The sequence below is a fragment of the Rhodovulum euryhalinum genome (genome assembly GCF_004342445.1).
Classification (GTDB): Bacteria; Pseudomonadota; Alphaproteobacteria; order Rhodobacterales; family Rhodobacteraceae; genus Rhodovulum; species Rhodovulum euryhalinum.
The window spans coordinates 74,994-94,128 of record NZ_SLWW01000013.1; the positions used below are offsets into that span (position 1 = coordinate 74,994).

General features: G+C 68.7%; 18 protein-coding genes. 10 read left to right on the top strand and 8 right to left on the bottom strand.

All coding sequences use genetic code 11. From position 1 onward, the window contains the following. Window positions 1-16: 16 nt before the first annotated feature. The 3 genes from EV655_RS14930 (at window position 17) to EV655_RS14940 (ending at window position 2,625) form a co-directional block, all read left to right on the top strand. On the top strand, window positions 17-478 hold the full coding sequence (locus EV655_RS14930; protein ID WP_132546199.1) for a peroxiredoxin: 462 nt from the start codon (window positions 17-19) through the stop codon (window positions 476-478). Window positions 479-728: 250 nt separating this feature from the next. Further along, complete coding sequence (locus EV655_RS14935) at window positions 729-2,072, top strand: M23 family metallopeptidase (protein WP_132546161.1); 1,344 nt, start codon at window positions 729-731, stop codon at window positions 2,070-2,072. Continuing rightward, window positions 2,062-2,625: a bactofilin family protein gene (locus EV655_RS14940; RefSeq protein ID WP_132546162.1), complete on the top strand. Its 564-nt coding sequence runs from the start codon at window positions 2,062-2,064 to the stop codon at window positions 2,623-2,625. The genes EV655_RS14935 and EV655_RS14940 overlap by 11 nt, the downstream gene beginning before the upstream one ends. A 117-nt stretch (window positions 2,626-2,742) precedes the next feature. Here EV655_RS14940 and prfB read toward each other — a convergent pair whose 3' ends face one another. The 5 genes from prfB to EV655_RS18740 form a co-directional block, all read right to left on the bottom strand. Continuing rightward, window positions 2,743-3,870, bottom strand: coding sequence for a peptide chain release factor 2 (gene prfB / locus EV655_RS14945; protein WP_132546163.1), 1,128 nt, complete (start codon window positions 3,868-3,870; stop codon window positions 2,743-2,745). Between the two features lie 86 nt (window positions 3,871-3,956). Beyond that, entirely contained in the window at window positions 3,957-6,488 is a 2,532-nt protein-coding gene (locus EV655_RS14950) for a penicillin-binding protein 1A (RefSeq protein WP_132546164.1), read from the bottom strand. Between the two features lie 124 nt (window positions 6,489-6,612). Beyond that, window positions 6,613-7,848: an N-acetylmuramoyl-L-alanine amidase gene (locus EV655_RS14955; protein ID WP_132546165.1), complete on the bottom strand. Its 1,236-nt coding sequence runs from the start codon at window positions 7,846-7,848 to the stop codon at window positions 6,613-6,615. Between the two features lie 133 nt (window positions 7,849-7,981). Next, window positions 7,982-8,590 (bottom strand): superoxide dismutase, encoded by a 609-nt coding sequence (locus EV655_RS14960; RefSeq protein ID WP_132546166.1) that lies wholly within the window; start codon window positions 8,588-8,590, stop codon window positions 7,982-7,984. Window positions 8,591-8,892: 302 nt separating this feature from the next. Further along, on the bottom strand, window positions 8,893-9,060 hold the full coding sequence (locus EV655_RS18740) for a hypothetical protein (protein ID WP_165905365.1): 168 nt from the start codon (window positions 9,058-9,060) through the stop codon (window positions 8,893-8,895). 445 nt (window positions 9,061-9,505) lie between these two features. Here EV655_RS18740 and ccmI point away from each other — a divergent pair, with 445 nt between their 5' ends. The 3 genes from ccmI to EV655_RS14975 are packed head-to-tail and all read left to right on the top strand — an operon-like array spanning window position 9,506 to window position 11,417. Beyond that, on the top strand, window positions 9,506-10,741 hold the full coding sequence (gene ccmI / locus EV655_RS14965) for a c-type cytochrome biogenesis protein CcmI (RefSeq protein ID WP_132546167.1): 1,236 nt from the start codon (window positions 9,506-9,508) through the stop codon (window positions 10,739-10,741). Further along, window positions 10,738-11,217 (top strand): Holliday junction resolvase RuvX, encoded by a 480-nt coding sequence (ruvX, locus tag EV655_RS14970; RefSeq protein WP_132546168.1) that lies wholly within the window; start codon window positions 10,738-10,740, stop codon window positions 11,215-11,217. The genes ccmI and ruvX overlap by 4 nt, the downstream gene beginning before the upstream one ends. Next, window positions 11,214-11,417, top strand: coding sequence for a DUF1289 domain-containing protein (locus tag EV655_RS14975; RefSeq protein WP_132546169.1), 204 nt, complete (start codon window positions 11,214-11,216; stop codon window positions 11,415-11,417). Before ruvX ends, EV655_RS14975 begins: the two co-directional genes overlap by 4 nt. Before the next feature lie 2 nt (window positions 11,418-11,419). Here EV655_RS14975 and aroB read toward each other — a convergent pair whose 3' ends face one another. Both aroB and EV655_RS14985 read right to left on the bottom strand, forming a co-directional pair. After that, window positions 11,420-12,541 (bottom strand): 3-dehydroquinate synthase, encoded by a 1,122-nt coding sequence (aroB, locus tag EV655_RS14980; protein ID WP_132546170.1) that lies wholly within the window; start codon window positions 12,539-12,541, stop codon window positions 11,420-11,422. Then, window positions 12,538-13,083 carry a shikimate kinase gene (locus EV655_RS14985; RefSeq protein WP_132546200.1) on the bottom strand — a complete coding sequence of 182 codons (546 nt, stop codon included), beginning with the start codon at window positions 13,081-13,083 and terminating at the stop codon, window positions 12,538-12,540. Before EV655_RS14985 ends, aroB begins: the two co-directional genes overlap by 4 nt. A 122-nt stretch (window positions 13,084-13,205) precedes the next feature. On the opposite strand from EV655_RS14985, the gene EV655_RS19035 reads away from it, so the two are divergent. The 4 genes from EV655_RS19035 to EV655_RS15000 are packed head-to-tail and all read left to right on the top strand — an operon-like array spanning window position 13,206 to window position 17,166. Further along, window positions 13,206-13,340, top strand: coding sequence for a hypothetical protein (locus tag EV655_RS19035; protein ID WP_279389345.1), 135 nt, complete (start codon window positions 13,206-13,208; stop codon window positions 13,338-13,340). Further along, window positions 13,330-14,871 (top strand): hypothetical protein, encoded by a 1,542-nt coding sequence (locus EV655_RS14990; RefSeq protein ID WP_132546171.1) that lies wholly within the window; start codon window positions 13,330-13,332, stop codon window positions 14,869-14,871. The genes EV655_RS19035 and EV655_RS14990 overlap by 11 nt, the downstream gene beginning before the upstream one ends. Then, window positions 14,868-15,803 (top strand): site-specific tyrosine recombinase XerD, encoded by a 936-nt coding sequence (locus EV655_RS14995; protein ID WP_132546172.1) that lies wholly within the window; start codon window positions 14,868-14,870, stop codon window positions 15,801-15,803. The genes EV655_RS14990 and EV655_RS14995 overlap by 4 nt, the downstream gene beginning before the upstream one ends. Before the next feature lie 55 nt (window positions 15,804-15,858). After that, on the top strand, window positions 15,859-17,166 hold the full coding sequence (locus EV655_RS15000) for an HlyC/CorC family transporter (protein ID WP_132546173.1): 1,308 nt from the start codon (window positions 15,859-15,861) through the stop codon (window positions 17,164-17,166). Window positions 17,167-17,289: 123 nt separating this feature from the next. On the opposite strand, the gene EV655_RS15005 is transcribed toward EV655_RS15000, so the two are convergent. Beyond that, complete coding sequence (locus tag EV655_RS15005; protein WP_132546174.1) at window positions 17,290-18,828, bottom strand: helicase HerA-like domain-containing protein; 1,539 nt, start codon at window positions 18,826-18,828, stop codon at window positions 17,290-17,292. Between the last annotated feature and the right edge of the window lie 307 nt (window positions 18,829-19,135).

Genomic DNA, 19,135 nt, shown 5'->3' on the forward strand with positions numbered 1-19,135 from the left:
GAGGATGCAACGACCCATGATCGACACCGGCCAGACCGCGCCCGATTTCACCCTGCCCCAGGACGGGGGCGCCGACGTCACGCTTTCCGCGCTGCGCCCCGCGCCCGTGGTTCTGTATTTCTATCCGAAGGATGACACGTCGGGCTGCACGAAGGAAGCCATCGCCTTCTCGGGTCTGATGTCCGAGTTCGAGGCCGCGGGGGCCAGGGTCTTCGGCATCTCGAAGGACAGCGTCGAGAAGCACGGCAAGTTCCGCGGCAAGCACGACCTCAGCGTGCCGCTGCTGTCCGACGAGGCCGGGGATGTCTGCGAACGCTACGGCACCTGGGCCGAGAAATCCATGTACGGGAAGAAGTATTGGGGGATCGAACGGTCCACCTTCCTGATCGACGGGGCGGGCAACGTGGCGCGGGTCTGGCGCAAGGTGAAGGTGCCGGGCCATGCCGAGGACGTGCTCGAGGCGGTCAAGGCGCTCTGATCGCAGACCTGGCCGGGCGGATGCCGCAGGCGCGGCCGGCCGGGAACTACTCTGGGGTGAAATGGATGCCGATCTGCAACTCTGGCGCGGTTGTCGGCGGATTCTTGCCCGATTTTACCCCTCGCCAGCCGCGAACTGTGCATAAAGGCTCAAAAAACTTGCGGCATCGGCACGCGCTGGCTAGTCACGAAGGCGTCACGGCCCGGTGAGGCGTGTCTGACCGAGAACAAGGGCAGATGAGGCGAAGGCATTGACGAGGCGACTTTCCCACCGCATCGACGTCGCGCTTGGGCGCTATCTTCCTGAACAGAGACTGTTCCTGCGCACCGACCACAGCACGAGGTTCCTGCGTCTTTCGCCCATGGCGCAGGCGCTCGGCCTGGCCAGTGGCGCCGGCGTGGTGGCCTGGGCGATGCTGTCCACGGCAATCCTGCTGACCAACCATGTCGGCTCGGGCAACCTGCGCGACGAGGCCCGGCGGGAACAGGCGCTCTACGATCAGCGGCTGAACGCGCTTGCCGGCGAACGCGACGCGGCGGCCGAAGAGGTTGGCGCGGCGCGCGAGCGGTTCGAGATGGCGATGGGCGAGGTCTCGCGGATGCAGTCCGAGCTGCTCGCTTCGGAAGAGCGCCGCCGCGAGCTGGAAACCGGCATGTCGGTGCTTCAGCAAAGCCTGCGCAAGACCATGGCCGAGCGCGATGCCTCGCGCGCCCGCAGCCGCACGCTTGCCGCCGAACTCGAGGGAAAGGGCCGCCAGGTGGCCGAGGGGCCGCGGGCGGCCGACGTGCAGGACACGCTGGCCTTCCTGACCGGCGCGCTCGAGGAAACCGCGGTCGAGCGTGACACGGTGGCCGCGGACGCCGCCGCCGCCTACCAACTCGCCGAGGCGCTGGCCTACGAGCAGAAGCTGGTACAGGAACGCAACGACCAGATCTTCACCTCGCTGGAAGAGGCGCTGACCGTCTCGATCACCCCGCTTGACAAGATGTTCAAGGCGGCGGGCCTGTCGACCGATCAAGTGATCAACCGGGTACGGCAGGGCTATTCCGGGGTCGGCGGTCCGCTTACGCCGCTGTCGATGTCCACCAAGGGCGACGATGTCCTGCCCTCGCCGGACGAATTGCGCGCCGCCGCGCTGGTCGAGAAGCTGGACGAGATCAACCTCTACCGGATCGCCGCCGAGAAGCTGCCCTTCGCGCAGCCGTTGAAATCGGCCTATCGCTTCACCAGCCCCTTCGGGGTTCGCAGCCACCCCACGAAGGGCGGCCAGCGCATGCATGAGGGCGTGGATTTCGCCGCGGGCTATGGCACGCCGATCCACGCGACCGCCGATGGCGTCGTGACCAAGGCAGGCTGGGTCTCGGGATACGGCCGGCTGGTCACGATCCGGCACGAGTTCGGGCTGGAAACCCGGTATGGCCACATGGCTCAGATCCGGGTCGAGGAAGGTCAAAGGGTCTCGCGCGGGGACCGGATCGGTGATATGGGAAATTCCGGACGGTCGACCGGCACCCATCTGCACTACGAGGTGCGCGTCGACGGGAAACCCGTGAACCCGATGACCTACATCAAGGCAGCCAGAGATGTTTTCTAAAAGCAGGATCAACGAGCCCGGCCCGAAGGCCGGCGAACCGGAAAAGGGCAAGACGGCCGAGGCGGGTATTCCACGTCCCGGTGGCGACAGCCCCATTCCCGGGGCGCCCAGGCCCAAGCCGCCCGCATCGATGCTGTCTTCGGACCTCGTGGTGACGGGCAACCTGAAGACGACGGGCGACATCCAGGTCGAGGGCACGATCGACGGCGACATCCAGGCGCATCTGCTGACCGTGGGCGAGAACGCCACCGTCCGGGGCGAGGTGATGGCCGATGACGTGGTGATAAACGGCCGGGTGATCGGCCGGGTGCGCGGGCTGAAGGTGCGGCTGACCTCGACCGCGCGGGTCGAGGGCGACATCATCCACAAGACCATCGCGATCGAGAGCGGCGCCCATTTCGAGGGATCGGTGCAGCGCCAGGATGATCCGCTGAATTCGGGCAAGCGCGCCGTCCCGGGCCAGGCGCCCGGCGCCGCGGCCAAGTCGGCGCATGTTCTGGGCGATGGTGCCCCGGGCGCAAAACCCGCCGAAGGCATGTCGCCCAAGGGCTGACAAGGAAACGCCAGGGAGGAGGCGGAGGGCCCCGCGCCGCATGGTCGGCCGGGGCCCTCATCTTTTCCAGCCAGCGGGCGCTGGCCGCCTCCCCTGACCTTTCGGCGCGGTGTGCGCTCAGTCCTCTGCCTGGGCCTCGGCCCGGGTCTTGCCCGCGACCTTGAGCGCGAGCGTCGCTGCCATGAACTGATCCAGGTCGCCATCCAGAACGCCGGCCGTGTCCGAGGTCTCGACCCCGGTGCGCAGGTCCTTGACCATCTGATAGGGCTGCAGCACGTAGGACCGGATCTGGTTGCCCCAGCCCGCTTCGCCCTTGGCCTCGTGCTGGGCGGTGATCTCGGCGTTCCGCTTGTCGAGTTCCATCTGGTAGAGCCGCGATTTCAGCGCCTTCATGGCGATGTCGCGGTTCTGGTGCTGGGACTTCTCGGAACTGGTCACCACGATGCCGGTGGGCATGTGGGTGATCCGGACCGCCGAATCCGTGGTGTTGACGTGCTGGCCGCCCGCGCCGGAGGACCGGTAGGTGTCGATCCGGATGTCCGAGGGGTTCACCTCGATCTCGATATTGTCGTCCACCACCGGGTAGACCCAGACCGAACTGAACGAGGTGTGCCGCCGCGCCGCGCTGTCATAGGGCGAGATCCGCACCAGCCGGTGCACGCCCGATTCCGATTTCAGCCAGCCATAGGCGTTGTGCCCCGAGATCTTGTAGGTCGCGGACTTGATCCCCGCCTCTTCGCCCGCGCTTTCCGATTGCAGCTCGACCTTGTAGCCATGCGCCTCGGCCCAGCGGACATACATCCGCGCAAGCATGTTCGCCCAATCGCAGCTTTCCGTGCCGCCCGCGCCCGCATTGACTTCGAGGAAGGTGTCGTTGGCGTCCGCCTCACCATCCAGAAGCGCCTCCAGTTCCTTCTGGGCGGCCTTCTCCCTCAGCGCCTTGAGCGCGGCCTCGGCGTCCCTGACGACATCCTTGTCGTTCTCCATTTCGCCCAGCTCGATAAGCTCGATATTGTCTTCGAGGTCGCGCGAGATGCCCTTGTAGGTCTCGATTGCGTCGGCCAGCGCCTGACGCTCGCGCATCAGCTTCTGCGCGCGGTCGGGATCGTTCCAGAGCGCGGGATCCTCGGTCATCGCGTTGAACTCTTCCAGCCGGTGCTCGGCCGTGTCCCAGTCCAGCCGCTGCGCCAGCAGCTTCAGCGACTTGCGGATCTCCGCGACGGTGTTCTGCGCCTCTGCACGCATGGAAACAGTACCCTTTCCCGGTCTCGTCCGACGGTGTCAGTTGGGGGTGATAGCCCGCCCGGCGAGGACGGGCAAGCGGCCAGCCCTCAGTAAAGCCCGCCCGAGGACAGCGTGCCGAAATTCGCCTTAGGCCCCACCACGGCCTTGCGGCCGGTCGAGGTGGTGACCTCCTGAGCCGGGCCCGCCGGGTCCGGCTCGCCCTCGCCGCGGCCGAACAGCGGCAGGTCCGAGCCCATGGCGAAGCCGCCGTCGATCATTGCGCCAAGTCCGAAGATCGGTTCCTCGCCCACGCGGAAATACTCGGCCACCACATGCTCGCCAGAGGCGTCGTCGGGCAGCCGCCCGCCCGAGTAGCGGTCGATCTTGATGAAACGGCCGCCCGGCGGCACCTTGAACGGGCCGCCGCCATACTTGGCCGTGGCCTTCTGCATGAACTCGTTGAACACCGGCGCGCACAGCGTTCCGCCCGCCGCCCGCCCACCCAGGCTGCGGGGCCGGTCATAGCCCATGTAGCAGCCCGCCACGATGTTCGAGGTGAAGCCGACGAACCAGACGTCGCGCGCGTCGTTGGTGGTGCCGGTCTTGCCCGCGGTGGGAACACCCAGGTTGATCCGGCCGGCCGCGGTGCCCCGTTCCACCACGCCCCGCATCATCGAGGTGAGCTGATAGGCGGTGATCGCGTTCATCACCCGCTCGCGGTTCGACACGATGGTGGGCGCGACACCGGGCGCAAGCGTCGGGTCGCCGCAATCGGTGCAGGTGCGGGTGTCGTGACGGTAGATCGTCTTGCCCCAGCGGTCCTGGACCCGGTCGACCAGCGTGGGCGCCACCCGCTCGCCGCCATTGGCGAACATCGCGTAGGCCGCCACCATCCGGTACAGCGTCGTCTCCTGGCTGCCGAGCGCGTTCGCAAGATAGGGGTCCAGCCGGTCATAGACGCCGAAGCGTTCGGCATAGCCCGCCACCGTCTCCATGCCGACTTCGCGCGCGAGGCGGACGGTCATCAGGTTGCGCGAGCGCTCGATGCCGGTGCGCAGCGGCGCCGGGCCGTAGAACCGGTTCGAGGCGTTCTTGGGCCGCCAGATGCCGGCGCCCGTATCAACTTCGATCGGCGCGTCGATGATGATCGTGGCGGGCGTGAACCCGCTGTCGAGGGCTGCGGCATAGACGAAGGGCTTGAACGACGAACCGGGCTGGCGCGTCGCCTGGGTGGCGCGGTTGAAGACCGAATCCTGGTAGGAGAACCCGCCCTGCATCGCCAGCACGCGGCCGGTATTGACGTCCATCGCGACAAAGCCGCCCTGCACCTCGGGCACCTGGCGCAGTGTCCAGCGGATGAAGCTGCCATCCGCATCATTCACCATCCGGCGCACATGCACCACGTCGCCGGGCGCGAAATTCTCGAACAGATCGCCCTTGAACCACGAGGTATCGGCACGCGGCACCTCGGCGTTACCCTCGACCCCCTCGATGCCGATCACGAGGCGCTGGTCCTCGACCTTCAGCACGACGGCGGGCAGCCAGGGGGTTTCTAGATCGATATCGCGGGCGATCTCTGCCTCGGCCAGCGCCGCGCGCCAGGTGGCCTCGTCTGCCAGGGCGGCGGGGTCGATCTTCGCCCCGCTGCCGCGCCAGACGCCCTGCCCGCGGTCGAACTCCTCCAGCGCGCGGCGCAGGGCGCGGGCGGCCTCGACCTGCAGTTCGGGGTCGATGGTGGCGCGGATCGTCAACCCGCCGCCGAAGAACTCGCCCTCGCCGAAGTTTTCCGACAACTGGCGGCGGATCTCGTCGGTGAAATAATCGCGCGGTGGCAGGCTGGCCGAGAACTGGTCGTAATCGCCGTTCTGCACGGTCCTGAGCGGGGCGGCAACGGCCGCCTCGTAGGCGGTCTGGTCAAGATGGCCGTTGTCGCGCATTTCGCGCAGGACGTAGTTGCGCCGTTCCACCGCGCGGTCATAGGCGCGCACCGGGTGATAGGTCGAGGGCGCCTTGGGCAGCGCGGCCAGATAGGCGGCCTCCTGCGGTTCAAGCTGGACCAGCGTCTTGTTGAAATAGGTCTGCGCGGCCGCGGCGACGCCATAGGAATTCTGCCCGAGAAAGATCTCGTTGAGATAGAGTTCAAGGATGCGGTCCTTGGACAGCGTCTTCTCGATGCGGGTGGCGAGGATCAGTTCCTTGATCTTGCGCTCGCCGGTCCGCTCGCCGCCCAGAAGGAAGTTCTTCATCACCTGCTGGGTGATGGTCGAGGCGCCGCGCAGCGTCTCGCCCCGGGTTTGCACCGCCTCGATCCCCGCCGCGATGATGCCGCGGGCGTCAAAGCCATGGTGGGTATAGAAATTCTTGTCCTCGGCCGAGATGAACGCCTGTTTCACCAGGTCGGGGATGTCCTCGGCCGGCGCGAACAGGCGGCGTTCCTCGGCGAACTCGTCGATCAGGCGGCCCTCGCCGGAATAGATCCGGCTGATCGTCTTGGGCTGGTAGGTCGCCAGATCCTCGTGGTCGGGCAGATCGCGGGCATAGGTCCAGAAGATGGCGCCCACCATGATGGCGGCGCCGAACAGCCCCAGGGTGACGAAGGTGTAGATCACCCCGAGCGAAGATAGAATGAACCGGATCAAACCGCCCCTGCCCCTTGCTGGTCGTGGCGACCTGTATACGCCGGGGACCGCCCGGGGTCAAAACGAACGCCCCGTTTCGGGCCATTTCGCGCCGGTGCGGCGGTCAACTCCTCGGGAGCACGCGCTAGCGGCGCAACAGGCCGGCCTGGGCGGCGTCGGCGGCGGCCCAGGCCTCCAGCGCGCCAGCGATGCCCGACACCGCCCGCGCCCGCCAGTCGGGCGAGGCAAGGTTGCGGCGGTCGGTCTCGGACGACAAAAAGCCCAGTTCGACCAGCACCGAGGGGATGTCGGGCGATTTCAGCACCGAAAACCCGGCCGAAAGCCGCGGCCGCTTGTGCAGCCGCCCGACGCTGGCGCGCAGGCCCTCGACAAGGGCATCGGCCAGCCGGTCCGACCGCGGCGCGGTCTCGGTCCGGGCAAGCTCCATCAGGACGGTCGCGATCTCGTCGTCCTGGTCGGTCAGGTCGACACCGGCAAGCAGCGCGTCGCGGTCGTGGCGTTCGGCCAGCAGCGCCGAGGCCTCGTCGGACGCGGTTTCGGACAGGGTGTAGACCGTTGCCCCGGTCGCATGCCCGTCGGCCAGCGCGTCGGCGTGCAGCGACAGGAACACATCCGCCCGCGCCGCCCGCGCGATGTCGATCCGGGTTTCGAGTGCCACGAAATGGTCGCCGTCCCGGGTCAGCACGGGCTCGTGGCCCAGCCGGATCAGCGCCTCGGCCAGTTCGCGCGCAAAGGTCAGCATGAGTTCGGATTCGCGCAGGCCGTCACGCTCGGCGCCCGGGTCGATCCCGCCATGGCCGGGGTCGACCACGATCCGCAGCGGCCGCGTGCCGTCCTGGCGGCGTTGCGGCGGCGGCAGCGTCTCGGCCCGCGGCAGACCCCAGAGCGCGGCCTCGGGCACGCGGCTTCGGGCGGCGAACGCGTCCGGATCGGCGGGGGCAAGCCGCACCGTCAGACGCGCCCGCCCCGTATCCGGATCGCGCGCCATCACGGCGGCCTCGATGGCGAACGGCCCGGTCAGATCCAGTACCAGCCGCGACCATCCGGGCCGCACCGTCCCGGCCCGCGCCGCCCGCACCCTTTCCGTCGCGATCAGACCCGCGGGATCGGCGCCCCCCCAGTCGACCTCGCGGAAATCGGCCACCAGCCGGGGCGGGCCGTCCAGCGTGTAGACCCGGAAGGGCACGGGCAGCGACAGATCAAGCGCGAGCGAGATCCCCGCCCCGGCCTCGCGGACCGCCGAGGCCGCCATGTCGGGCCGGGCAAGCGCGCTCAGGTCCTGGGCCGAGGCCCGCGGCACTACGGCGAGGCACACCAGGATGGCCGCCACCAGACGGAAAAGCGAAAGACGATGGTTCATGGCTGCCCGATCTTGTTTTCCGGACAGCATAGCGCAGGAGGGGCCGCGGCGGAACCTCGGCGCGGCACCCCCTGAACGGCGGCGGCCGCCCCCCGGGGAGGGGACGGCCGCCGATCTGCACGTGACGCGCGGCTCAGGCGTTCGACAGCCGCTCGGCCACGTTCTCCCAGTTCACCAGGTTGTCGAGGAAGTTCGTCAGGTAGGCCGGGCGCTTGTTGCGGAAGTCGATGTAGTAGGAATGTTCCCACACGTCGCAGCCCAGCAGCGCGGTCTGGTTGAAGCAGAGCGGGTTCACCCCGTTCTCGGTCTTGGTCACCTTCAGCGTGCCGTCGGTATCGACCACCAGCCAGCACCAGCCCGACCCGAATTGCCCCGCGCCCGCGGCGCCGAACTCTTCCTTGAACTTGTCGACCGAACCGAAGGCATCAACCACCCGCGCCTCGAGTTCGGAGGGCATGGCCACCTTCCTGGGCGACATCATTTCCCAGAACTGGCAGTGATTCCAGTGCTGCGAGGCGTTGTTGAAGATGCCGTTCTGGGCCACGGCGCCCTTCTGGTAGGTGCCCTTGACGATCTCTTCCAGCGCCTTGCCTTCCCACTCGGTGCCCGCGATCAGCTTGTTGCCGTTGTCGACATAGGCCTTGTGGTGCAGGTCGTGGTGATACTCCATCGTCTCCTTCGACATGCCGTGACCCTCTAGCGCGTCATGGGCATAGGGAAGATCGGGAAGTTCGAAAGCCATGGGGGCCCCCTTTTCGGTTAATGAGCTGCGTCACTTTGCCCTAGATGGCTGCGCATCGGGGGCAAGGTCAACCCCCGTCGCGGAAATCACGCGCGGCAGACCGGGGGGCTGCACCGGGCGAAAGCTCGGCGCACGCGTCAGCGCCCAGGAAGGGAGTTGCCAAAGACTTGATTGGCGTCGCCGAAACGAAATCATTTCCGCATGCGGTCCGACAGGGGACCGGCGGCACGGGATCGCCTGGCATGGACCAGCACCGCGCCCCCTCGGTCCGGGACCCGGACGAGGGCGCGCCCGTGTGCCGCTTATTCCTCGGGCAGCGGATAGACCTGGACGGAGCTTTCGCCGCCACTGCTGCCGTAAAGCTGGGCGCCGACCACGCCGAAGAACAGCGGCACCAGCAGGCCGGCGAGGATGCCGAACCACTTCGCGGCGGATTCGGGAACAAGGACGTCGTAGTTGTCGTCAGCCATGGGCGGGTCTCCGAAATAGGTTTGGCGCCCGTTATGCGAAGCGCCCGCCCGCGCGTCAAGGCGACCAAACGCGCAAGATGGCCGCCTGCGACAGCGCAGCCCAGGGATCGCGGCGGGCCGCGGTCCCTGCGCCGATCACATCGTGGTGAGATTTCCCGTCGCAGCGGCCCGGGCCATGCCCGCCCGCCCAAGACACAGCGCCGCCACTTGGCCGTCGGGCGCGGCGGGTGCAGGGCTGGTCGCGGCCGGTTTCCGCCCATGCCTGGCAGGCGTTCCGGGGCGTGTGCCGCACCGGTTGCGCCGGTCGCGGCACACGCCCCGGCAGGCCGTCAGCGAACCGCGTCAGGTGGCCGGACACGCCGATCCGGGCGCCGCGCTTTGGCCTTTCGATTCCGGCGCATGCGTAATAGATCGGCGGGGAAGGCACGGAAAGGGGTGGAACCTCATGCTGTTCACGTTCGTCGCCATCGGGCTGGCCGCGGTGATCGCGGCGATGCTGACGCTGACGCTGATGCGCGGGCGGTCGGGCGACGAACCGCCCGCCGCCTATGACCTGCGGGTCTACCGCGACCAGCTGCGCGAGGTGGAAAAGGACCTTGCCCGCGGCGTCATCACCGCCGACGAGGCCGGGCGCATCCGCACCGAGGTATCGCGCCGGGTGCTGGACGCCGACCGCGCGCTCAAGGACCAGCACGGCGGCGCCCAGGCCCCCCGGGGGGCAAGCCTTGTCGCGGGCGCGGCGCTGCTGGCGGTGCTGCTGGGCGGCACCTGGGGCGTCTATCGCACGACCGGGTCGCCAGGCTATCCCGACCAGCCGTTCAAGGCCCGCGTCGACGAGGCGGCCGAATTCCGCGAGACCCGCATGCGCCAGGCCCAGGCCGAGGCCGAAGCGCCGCCGATCCCGATGCCCGCCCCCGACCCGGAACACCTGAAACTGGTCGATCGGCTGCGCGAAGTGGTGGCCGAGCGCAACGACGACCTGCGCGGCTATCTGCTGCTGGCGCGCAACGAGGCGGCGCTGGGCAATTTCCAGGCCGCCTATGCCGCCCAGTCCCGCGCGATCGAACTCAAGCAGGGCCGCGCCACCGCCGAGGATTATGCCACCAAGGCCGACATGATGGTGCTGGCCGCCGCCGGCTATGTCTCGCCCGAGGCCGAAGACGTGCTGGAAGACGCGCTGAACCGCGATCCGCGCAACGGCACGGCGCTGTATTACTGGGGGCTCATGCATATCCAGACCGGCCGCCCCGACATCGCCTTCCGCGTCTGGCGCGAGCTTCTGTCGGTGTCGAAGGCGGGCGATCCCTGGCTTGAGCAGGTGAACAAGGAAATCCGCGACCTAGCCTGGTATGCGGGCGAGGACGACTATACGCCGCCGCCGCTGCCCGAGGGCGAGGCACTGCGCGGACCCAGCGCCGAGGACATGGAGGCCGCCGCCGAGATGTCGCCCGAACAGCGCCAGGAGATGATCCGCAACATGGTGGCGAACCTTTCGGACCGGCTGGCGCGGCAGGGTGGCAGCCCCGAGGAATGGGCGCAGTTAATCCGCGCCCTGGGTATCCTCGGCGACAGGACCCAGGCCGGTGCGATCTGGACCGAGGCGCAGCAGGTCTTTGCCCCCAGTCCCGAGGCGCTGGAAACCGTCCGGGCCGCAGCCGTCGCAGCAGGCGTCACCGAGTGAGCGTCCTCGACACGCCCGAAGCCTTTGCAGCCGCCCTGCCCGCGAGCGGCGCGCTGGTGGGGCTGGATTTCGGGGAAAAGACCATCGGCGTGGCGGTGTCGGACGGGTTGCGGTCGGTCGCGACCCCGCTGGAAACCATCCGGCGGAAGAAATTTACGCTGGACGCGGCGCGTGTGCTGGAGATCGCGGCGGGCCGGTCGGCCGCTGGCCTGCTGATCGGCCTGCCGCGCAACATGGACGGTACCGAGGGGGCGCGCTGTCAGTCGACCCGCGCCTTTGCCCGCAACCTGATGCGGCTGACGGAGCTGCCCATCGGGTTCTGGGATGAACGCCTGTCCACCGTCGCCGCCGAACGCGCGCTGCTGGAGGCCGACACCTCGCGCAAGCGCCGCGCCGAGGTCATTGACCATGTCGCGGCGGGGTATATCCTTCAGGGGTTCCTTGACCGCCTCCGCCACATGAAGGACGCGCCATGAGCGAGAACCGCCCCGCCCGCGTCCCGGGCGCCATCGAAACGCCCTGCACAAGGGTGTGCACCGTCGACCGCGACAGCCGGCTTTGCGTCGGGTGCCTGCGCTCGATCGACGAGATCGCCGCCTGGACCCGGATGAGCCCCGAAGACCGCCGCCGGGTGATGGCCGAATTGCCCGCGCGCCGCCCGCTGCTGGGCGGCTGAGATCAGCGCGCGGCCAGCGCCTCGGCCAGCATCGCGCGCAAGAGCCCCGCATCGACACCCGAGGTGACGAAGGCCTGCCCGATCCCGCGGGCCAGGATGAATCGCAACCGGCCGTCCTGCACCTTCTTGTCCTGCGCCATCAGGCCGATCAGTGCGTCGGCATCGGGCAACGCGCCGGGTATGTCGGCCAGATCCTTCTTCATCCCCATCTGGGCCAGATGCGCCCGCACGCGGGAGGGATCTTCCTGCGAACACAGCCCCATCCGGGCCGACAGCTCGAACGCCAGCGCGCAGCCGATCGCCACGCCCTCGCCATGCAGCAGGCGGCCGGAATAGCCGGTTGCCGCCTCAAGCGCGTGGCAGAAGGTGTGGCCAAGGTTCAGCAGCGCGCGGTCGCCCTGTTCGGTCTCGTCCCGCTCGACGATCCGCGCCTTCATCTCGCAGGATCGCCGCACCGCCTGGATGCGCGCGGCCAGATCGCCCTTGGCCAGCGCCGGGCCGTTCTGTTCCAGCCACTCGAAGAACGCCGCATCCCCCAGCAGGCCGTACTTCATGACCTCGCCGTAACCGGCCAGGAAATCACGCTTTTCCAGCGTTTCCAGAACGCCCGTATCGGCCAGAACCAGGCTGGGCTGGTGGAAGGCGCCGATCAGGTTCTTGCCGAGGGGCGAGTTGATCCCGGTCTTGCCGCCGACCGAACTGTCGACCTGCGCCAGCAGCGTGGTCGGCACCTGCACGAACCGCACGCCCCGGCGCAGCACGGCGGCCGCGAAGCCTGCCAGATCGCCGATCACGCCGCCGCCAAGCGCCACCACCATGTCGCGCCGCTCGACCTTCTGTTCGATCAGCCATTCCACCGCGCGCGAGAACTGCGCCCAGCCCTTGGTCGCCTCGCCGGGCGGCAAGGCCAGCGCCGGGGCCTCGATGCCCGAGGCGGCCAGCCCCGCGCGGAACGGCTCCAGATGCAGGGCGGCGACGGTTTCGTCGGTCAGGACCGCGACGCGCGGACGCGCCAGCAGCGGCCCGATCTCGGCCCCCGCGCGCGCGATCAGGCCCGGCCCGATGCGGATGTCATAAGCGCGCCCCGGCAGGGCCACATGCACGGTCTCGACGGTATCGTTCACGCAACCTCCAGCACGTCGGGCCGGGTGCGGAGCGCGTCCAGCACCTTGTCGGCCATATCCTCGATCGAATAGCGCGGATCGGCCTTCACCGCCAGATCCGCCAGCGCGTACAAGGGCTTGCGCTCGTCATAAAGCCGCGCAAGCGTTCCGTGGGCATCGGCCGTCTGCAAGAGCGGGCGGGTCGACTTGTGCCGTACCCGGTTCCACAACAGGTCAAGATCCGCATCCAGCCAGACCGCCACGCCCCTGGCCGAGATCACGGCGCGGTTGCCGGCCGACAGGAACGCCCCGCCGCCGGTGGACAGCACCCCCGGGCTTTCGTCCAGCAGGCGCGCAATCACCTCGGACTCGCGGGCGCGGAAGAATGCCTCGCCATCGCGTTCGAAGATCTCGGCGATCGACATGTTGGCGGCCTTGACGATCTCGGTATCCGAATCGCGAAACGGCACGTCAAGCTTGCGCGCCAGCACCGTGCCAACCGCGGTCTTGCCCGCCCCCATCAGCCCGACGAGGGCGACGGTTTTCTTCAGCCGTGCCGTCACCTCCGGCAACCTCCCGCCAAGTTCTGCAATTCGGCCTTTCAATGGCGTGAACTCGGCCGGAATGCCAGTTATAATCGCCGCAAGGCAGGCAACGCGCAAAGCGAAACGGAAGGCAGGGCAGCATGGTGCGGCTTCTCAAGGCACTGATTTTTCTGGTGATCGTCGGGTTCATCGGGCTCGTTGGTTTCGCCTATCTGGGCGATCTTACCCCCGAGCAGTCCGAAATGCGCGAAAGCCTGACCCTCGATGTGGACTGATGCGCGCGCTTCCCTTGCCGCTGCACTGGTGGCGCTGGCGGCAGCGGCGGCCCCGGCGCGCGCCGAACCGCCCTTGTCGGCGATCGACTGGCTGTCGGAATCGGTGACCGGCCCGGCCACGCGCGCCGTGCCGCCCGCCCTCAGCCCCGGTCCCGGCACCGAGCCGATCGAGGTTCAGCCGCTGGCCGGCCCCAATGCCGACGCCGTGGGCCTTTTGCCGGCACAGGTCACCGGACTGCCGGGCGACCTGTGGGGCAGCGGACGCCCCACCGAGATCGCCCGGGCGATCCGCGCCGAGCGGGTGGACACGCTGCCCGCCGTGCAGGCGCTGCTGTTCACGCTGCTGATGGCCGAGCTTGACCCGCCCGCCGCGGCGCGCGCGGGCGAGGAAGGCGCGCTGTTGCTGGCCCGGATCGACAAGCTGCTTGATCTCGGCGCGCTGGACCAGGCCCAGGCGCTGGTCGAACGGGCGGGCCCGACCAACCCGGAACTGTTCCGGCGCTGGTTCGACATCTCGCTGTTGACCGGACAGGAGGACCGCGCCTGCGCGGCGATGCGCGCCACGCCGGACATTGCGCCGACCTTTCCCGCGCGGGTGTTCTGCCTGGCGCGCGGCGGCGACTGGAACGCCGCCGCGCTGACGCTGGAAACCGCCCGCGCGCTTGGCTTCGTGACCGACGAGGAGGATGCCCTGCTCGCCCGTTTCCTAGACCCCGAGCTTGCCGAGACCGGCGAGCCCCTGCCCGCGCCCACGCGCCCCTCGCCGCTGATCTTCCGGATGCGCGAGGCGGTGGGCGAGCCGTTGCCCACGACCACCCTGCCGCTGGCCTTCGCGCGGTCCGACCTGCGCTCGACCGCGGGGTGGAAGGCACGCATCGAGGCGGCCGAGCGGCTGGGGCGCACCGGTGCGCTGCCGCCGAACCAGCTGCTTGGCGTCTGGACCGCGCGCAAACCCGCCGCCTCGGGCGGCCTGTGGGACCGGGTGGCGGCGTTGCAGGCCTTTGACGTGGCGATGATCGCGGGCAAGCGCGATGGCGTGGAAAAGGCGCTGGAACCCGCGTGGAACGCCATGGTGGCGGCCGAGCTGGAGGTCCCCTTTGCGCGGCTCTACGGCGCCCGGCTGGCGCGTCTCGGGCTGACCGGCGAGGCCGGAGAGATCGCGTTCCGCGTCGGATTGTTGTCCGAGGATTATGAGGCCGCGGCGCGCGCGCGCGCGCCTGCGTCCGCCGAGGAACGCTTCCTGATCGGGCTGGCCACGGGCGAGGTGGCGGGCCTGAGCGCGCCGGACCCGTTGGGCGCGGCGCTGGTCGAGGGGTTTGCCGGGGCCGATCCCGGCCCGGCACAGGCGCGGCTGCTGGCCGAGGGGCGGTTGGGCGAGGCGATCCTGTCGGCGATCGACCTGATCACCAACGGGGCGCGCGGCGACATCGGCGACGTGACGCGGGCGCTGGCGCTGATGCGCCGGGTCGGGCTTGAATCCGTCGCCCGGCAAAGCGCGCTGCAACTGATGTTGCTGGAGCGGCGCGGATGAACCGGGACGCGGGGCGCTGGATCGCCACCTTTCTCGAAGCGCAGGCGGCCGAGCAGGACGCCGCGGCCAATACCCAGCTGGCCTATGCGCGCGATCTGAAGGCCTTTGCCGACTGGCTGGAGCGGAGCGGCCTGTCCTTCGCCACGCTGGGCGAGCGTGACATAACCGCCTATCTGGTGGAATGTGATGCCGAGGGCCTGGCGGTCGCGACCCGCGCCCGGCGGCTCTCGGCGATCAGGCAACTGTTCAGATTTGCCTATGACGAGGGCTGGCGCGGCGACAACCCGGCGCTGCAGATCAAGGGGCCGGGCAAGCCCCGGCGCCTGCCCAGGACGCTGACCCATGACGAGGTGGACCGGCTGCTTGATGCGGCCGAGGCCAGCCCGCGCGAGGCGACGCGCAACGCCTGCCTCGTGCAACTGCTCTATGCGACGGGCATGAGGGTCAGCGAACTGGTGTCGCTGCCGGTATCCTGTGCGCGGGGTGATCCCAGGATGCTGCTGGTGCAGGGCAAGGGTGGACGGGAACGCATGGTGCCGCTGTCGCGCCCGGCCCGCGCGGCGCTGGCCCTCTGGCTGGTCGAACGCGACGCGGCCGAGACGGCCGCACGGGCCAAGGGGGCGCCCGCCAGCCGCTACCTGTTCCCCTCGCGCGGCAAGCTTGGACATCTGACGCGGCACCGGTTCTACGGGCTGATCAAGGAAATCGCCCTGGCGGGCGGGATCAATCCGGACAAGGTCACGCCGCACACGCTGCGCCACGCCTTTGCGACCCATCTGCTGGCGGGCGGCGCCGATCTGCGCTCGATCCAGACGCTGCTGGGCCACGCGGACGTGTCGACCACCGAGATCTACACCCATGTACTGGATGAACGGCTGCGCACGCTGGTGCTGGAGCATCACCCGCTGGCCCGCGCCACCGACGCGACTTGAACCGAGGCCCGCCGCGCCCCATAACTTGGGACGCACAGCCCCGACAGAGAGAAAGATGGAAAGCCCAGCCCCGCTGCTCGACACAGCCTTTTTCGCAACGATTGCCGCCATCCTTTTCCTACTGCTGCTATCGGCCTTCTTCTCGGGCTCGGAAACCGCGCTGACCGCCGCCTCGCGTGGCAAGCTGCGCGCGCGGGCCGACCGGGGCGACCGCGGCGCGGAACGGGCGCTGCAGATCACCGAGGACAACGAGCGGCTGATCGGCTCGGTGCTGCTCGGCAACAACATGGTCAACATCCTGGCGGCCTCGCTCGCCACCGCGCTCTTCACCCGGCTCTTCGGCGAGTCGGGCGTGGCGCTGGCCACGCTGGTGATGACGCTGCTGGTGCTGATCTTCGCCGAGGTGCTGCCCAAGACCTACGCGATCACCAATGCCGAGACCGCGGCGGCCCGCGTCTCGCCGGTGATCCGGCCGGTGATCCTGGTGTTCTCGCCGGTGGTCTCGGCGGTGCGCGCGCTGGTGCGGCTGTTGCTGGCGCTTTTCGGTGTGCGCACCGACCCCGACAGCCATATCCTCGCCGTGCGCGAGGAAATCGCGGGCGCGCTGCAGCTTGGCCATTCCGAGGGCGTTGTCGAGAAGGAGGACCGCGACCGAATCCTGGGTGCGCTGGACCTGAGCGAGCGGACGGTCGAGGAGATCATGCTGCACCGCTCCAAGATCGAGATGGTGGATGCCGACGAGGCGCCCGAGACGATCCTGTCGCATTGCCTGGAAAGCGCGCATACCCGGCTGCCGATCTACAAGGACGATCCCGAGAACATCGTCGGCGTGATCCATGCCAAGGACCTGCTGCGCGCGATGAACAAGCTGATGCGCGGCCCCGACGCAAGCCCGGAGAAGCTGAACGAGTTTCGCGTTCTCGACGTGGCGATGAAGCCCTATTTCGTGCCCGAGACCACCACGCTGGACGACCAGATGCGCGAGTTCCTGCGCCGCCACACCCATTTCGCACTGGTGGTGGACGAATATGGCGCCCTGCGCGGCCTGATCACGCTGGAGGACATCCTTGAGGAGATCGTGGGCGAGATCACCGACGAATTCGACGTCGACGCCGAACACCCGCTGCGCCAGACCGAGGACGGTTCGGTCCTGGTGGACGGCGCGATGACGATCCGCGACCTGAACCGGGCGATGGACTGGGCCTTGCCCGACGACGAGGCGAACACCATCGCGGGCCTGGTGATCCACGAGGCGCAGTCGATCCCGACCCAGGGGCAGGTATTTTCCTTCCACGGCTTCCGGTTCGAGGTGTTGCAGCGCCAGGCGAACCGGATCACCCGGCTGAAGATCCGGCCGTTGTGAGGGCGGCGGGGGCGCTCCCGCCCCCGTCCGGCGCGGGGCATGCGCCCCGCTTGTCCGGCGTTGGGCGTGGCGCGGCCTTGCGGCCGCGTGCCTCCGGCGGGAGTATTTAGGCCAAGAAGAAGCTCAACGGCCCTTGAACAGACCGCCGAGGATGCCGCGGACGAGGCGCTTGCCGGTGGTGCCGGAGAGTTCCTTGATGAGCGCGTCGCCCAGGGCCGCACCGAGGCTGGCGGGGGGCTGGCGGCGGGCCCGTGCCGAGCCGCGGGCGGGGGCAGAGTAGCGCCGGGCGGCGCGGTGTTCGCGTTCGGCGGCGGCCTCGGCCTCGTCACGGCGGGCGGCATCTTCGGCTTCGCGGGCGGCCTCGGCAGCGCGGCGCGCCAGCATCTCTTGCGCGGAGTCGCGGTCGATGGGCCGGGCGTACTTGCCCGCCATCGGCGAGGCCGCCAGCAGCGCAGCCCGCTCGGCCGGGTCGAGGGGGCCAAGCTGCGAGGATGGCGGGCGGATCAGCGTGCGCTGGGCGACGCCGGGGACGCCCTTGTCCTCGAGAAACGAGGTCACCGCCTCGCCCACGCCGACCTCGCGGATCGTGTCGGCCGTATCGAAGCCGGGATTGTCGCGATAGGTTTCGGCGGCGCGTTTCAGCGCGGTGCGGTCGCGCGCGGTGAAGGCGCGCAGCGCATGCTGCACCCTGTTGCCGAGCTGGCCGAGAATATCCCCGGGCACGTCGTCTGGGTTCTGGGTGATGAAATAGACCCCCACCCCCTTGGAGCGGATCAGCCTTGCCACCTGTTCCACCTTGTCGACCAGCGCCTTGGGCGCATCGTCGAACAGCAGATGCGCCTCGTCGAAGAAGAAGACGAGTTTCGGTTTCTCGGGATCGCCCACCTCGGGGAGGTCCTCGAACAGTTCGGACAGCAGCCAGAGCAGGAAGGTCGCGTAGAGCCGGGGTGCGGACATCAACGCATCGGCGGCGAGGATATTGATCTGGCCGCGCCCATCCGGGGCGACGCGCATGAGATCGGCGAGATCAAGCGCCGGCTCGCCGAACAGCCGCGCCCCCCCCTGGTTTTCCAGCACCAGCAACCGGCGCTGGATCGCGCCCACGGAACTGGCCGCGACATTGCCGTAGACAAGCGACAGCGTGTCCGGGTTTTCACCTAGAAAGACCAGCATCGCGCGCAGGTCGTCGAGATCGAGCAGCGGCAGGCCCTGGTCGTCGGCGACCCGGAAGGCGACGTTCAGCACGCCCTCCTGCACCTCGTTGAGATCCAGCAGCCGCGACAGCAGGAGCGGTCCCATCTCGGCCACGGTGGTCCGGACGGGATGGCCCTGCTCGCCGAAGAGATCCCAGAAGGTGACCGGAAAGGCGCCATAGGCATAGTCGGTCAACCCGATCCTGGCGGCACGCGACTGGAACGCGTCGTGCAGCTTGAAATCGACCCGACCCGCGGCGGCAAGCCCCGCGAGGTCACCCTTGATGTCGGACAGGAACACCGGCACTCCCGCGGCCGAGAAGCCCTCGGCCATGATCTGGAGCGTCACCGTCTTGCCGGTGCCGGTCGCCCCGGCGATCAGCCCGTGGCGGTTGGCATAGTCAAGGCGCAGGTACTGCGGCACCCCATAGTCCGGGCCGCCGCCCCCGATGAACACACGCTGGGACAAGCTGTTCGCTCCTTCCTTGATCCGGCCGGACCGACAATACTTGATTAACCTTTCCGTGCGAGTCTGAATTCATCCCGCAGACCGGGTCCCTGGCCTGGGCGGGTCTTCCTCCCTGATGGACTGGGCCGCATCCACGCGATGCGGCCTTTTTTCATGCGGGGTTGTGCCGCGGCCTTGGGGTGATTCATTGCCTGTTGACGGCTGTTAACAAAGCCCGTAGCCTGCGCCCATCATAAAGGTCGGCCCGTCCGACAGGGAGCAAGAAAACCACGTAAAAGGGCCGCGCTGCGGCCCTTTTTCTGTCGGC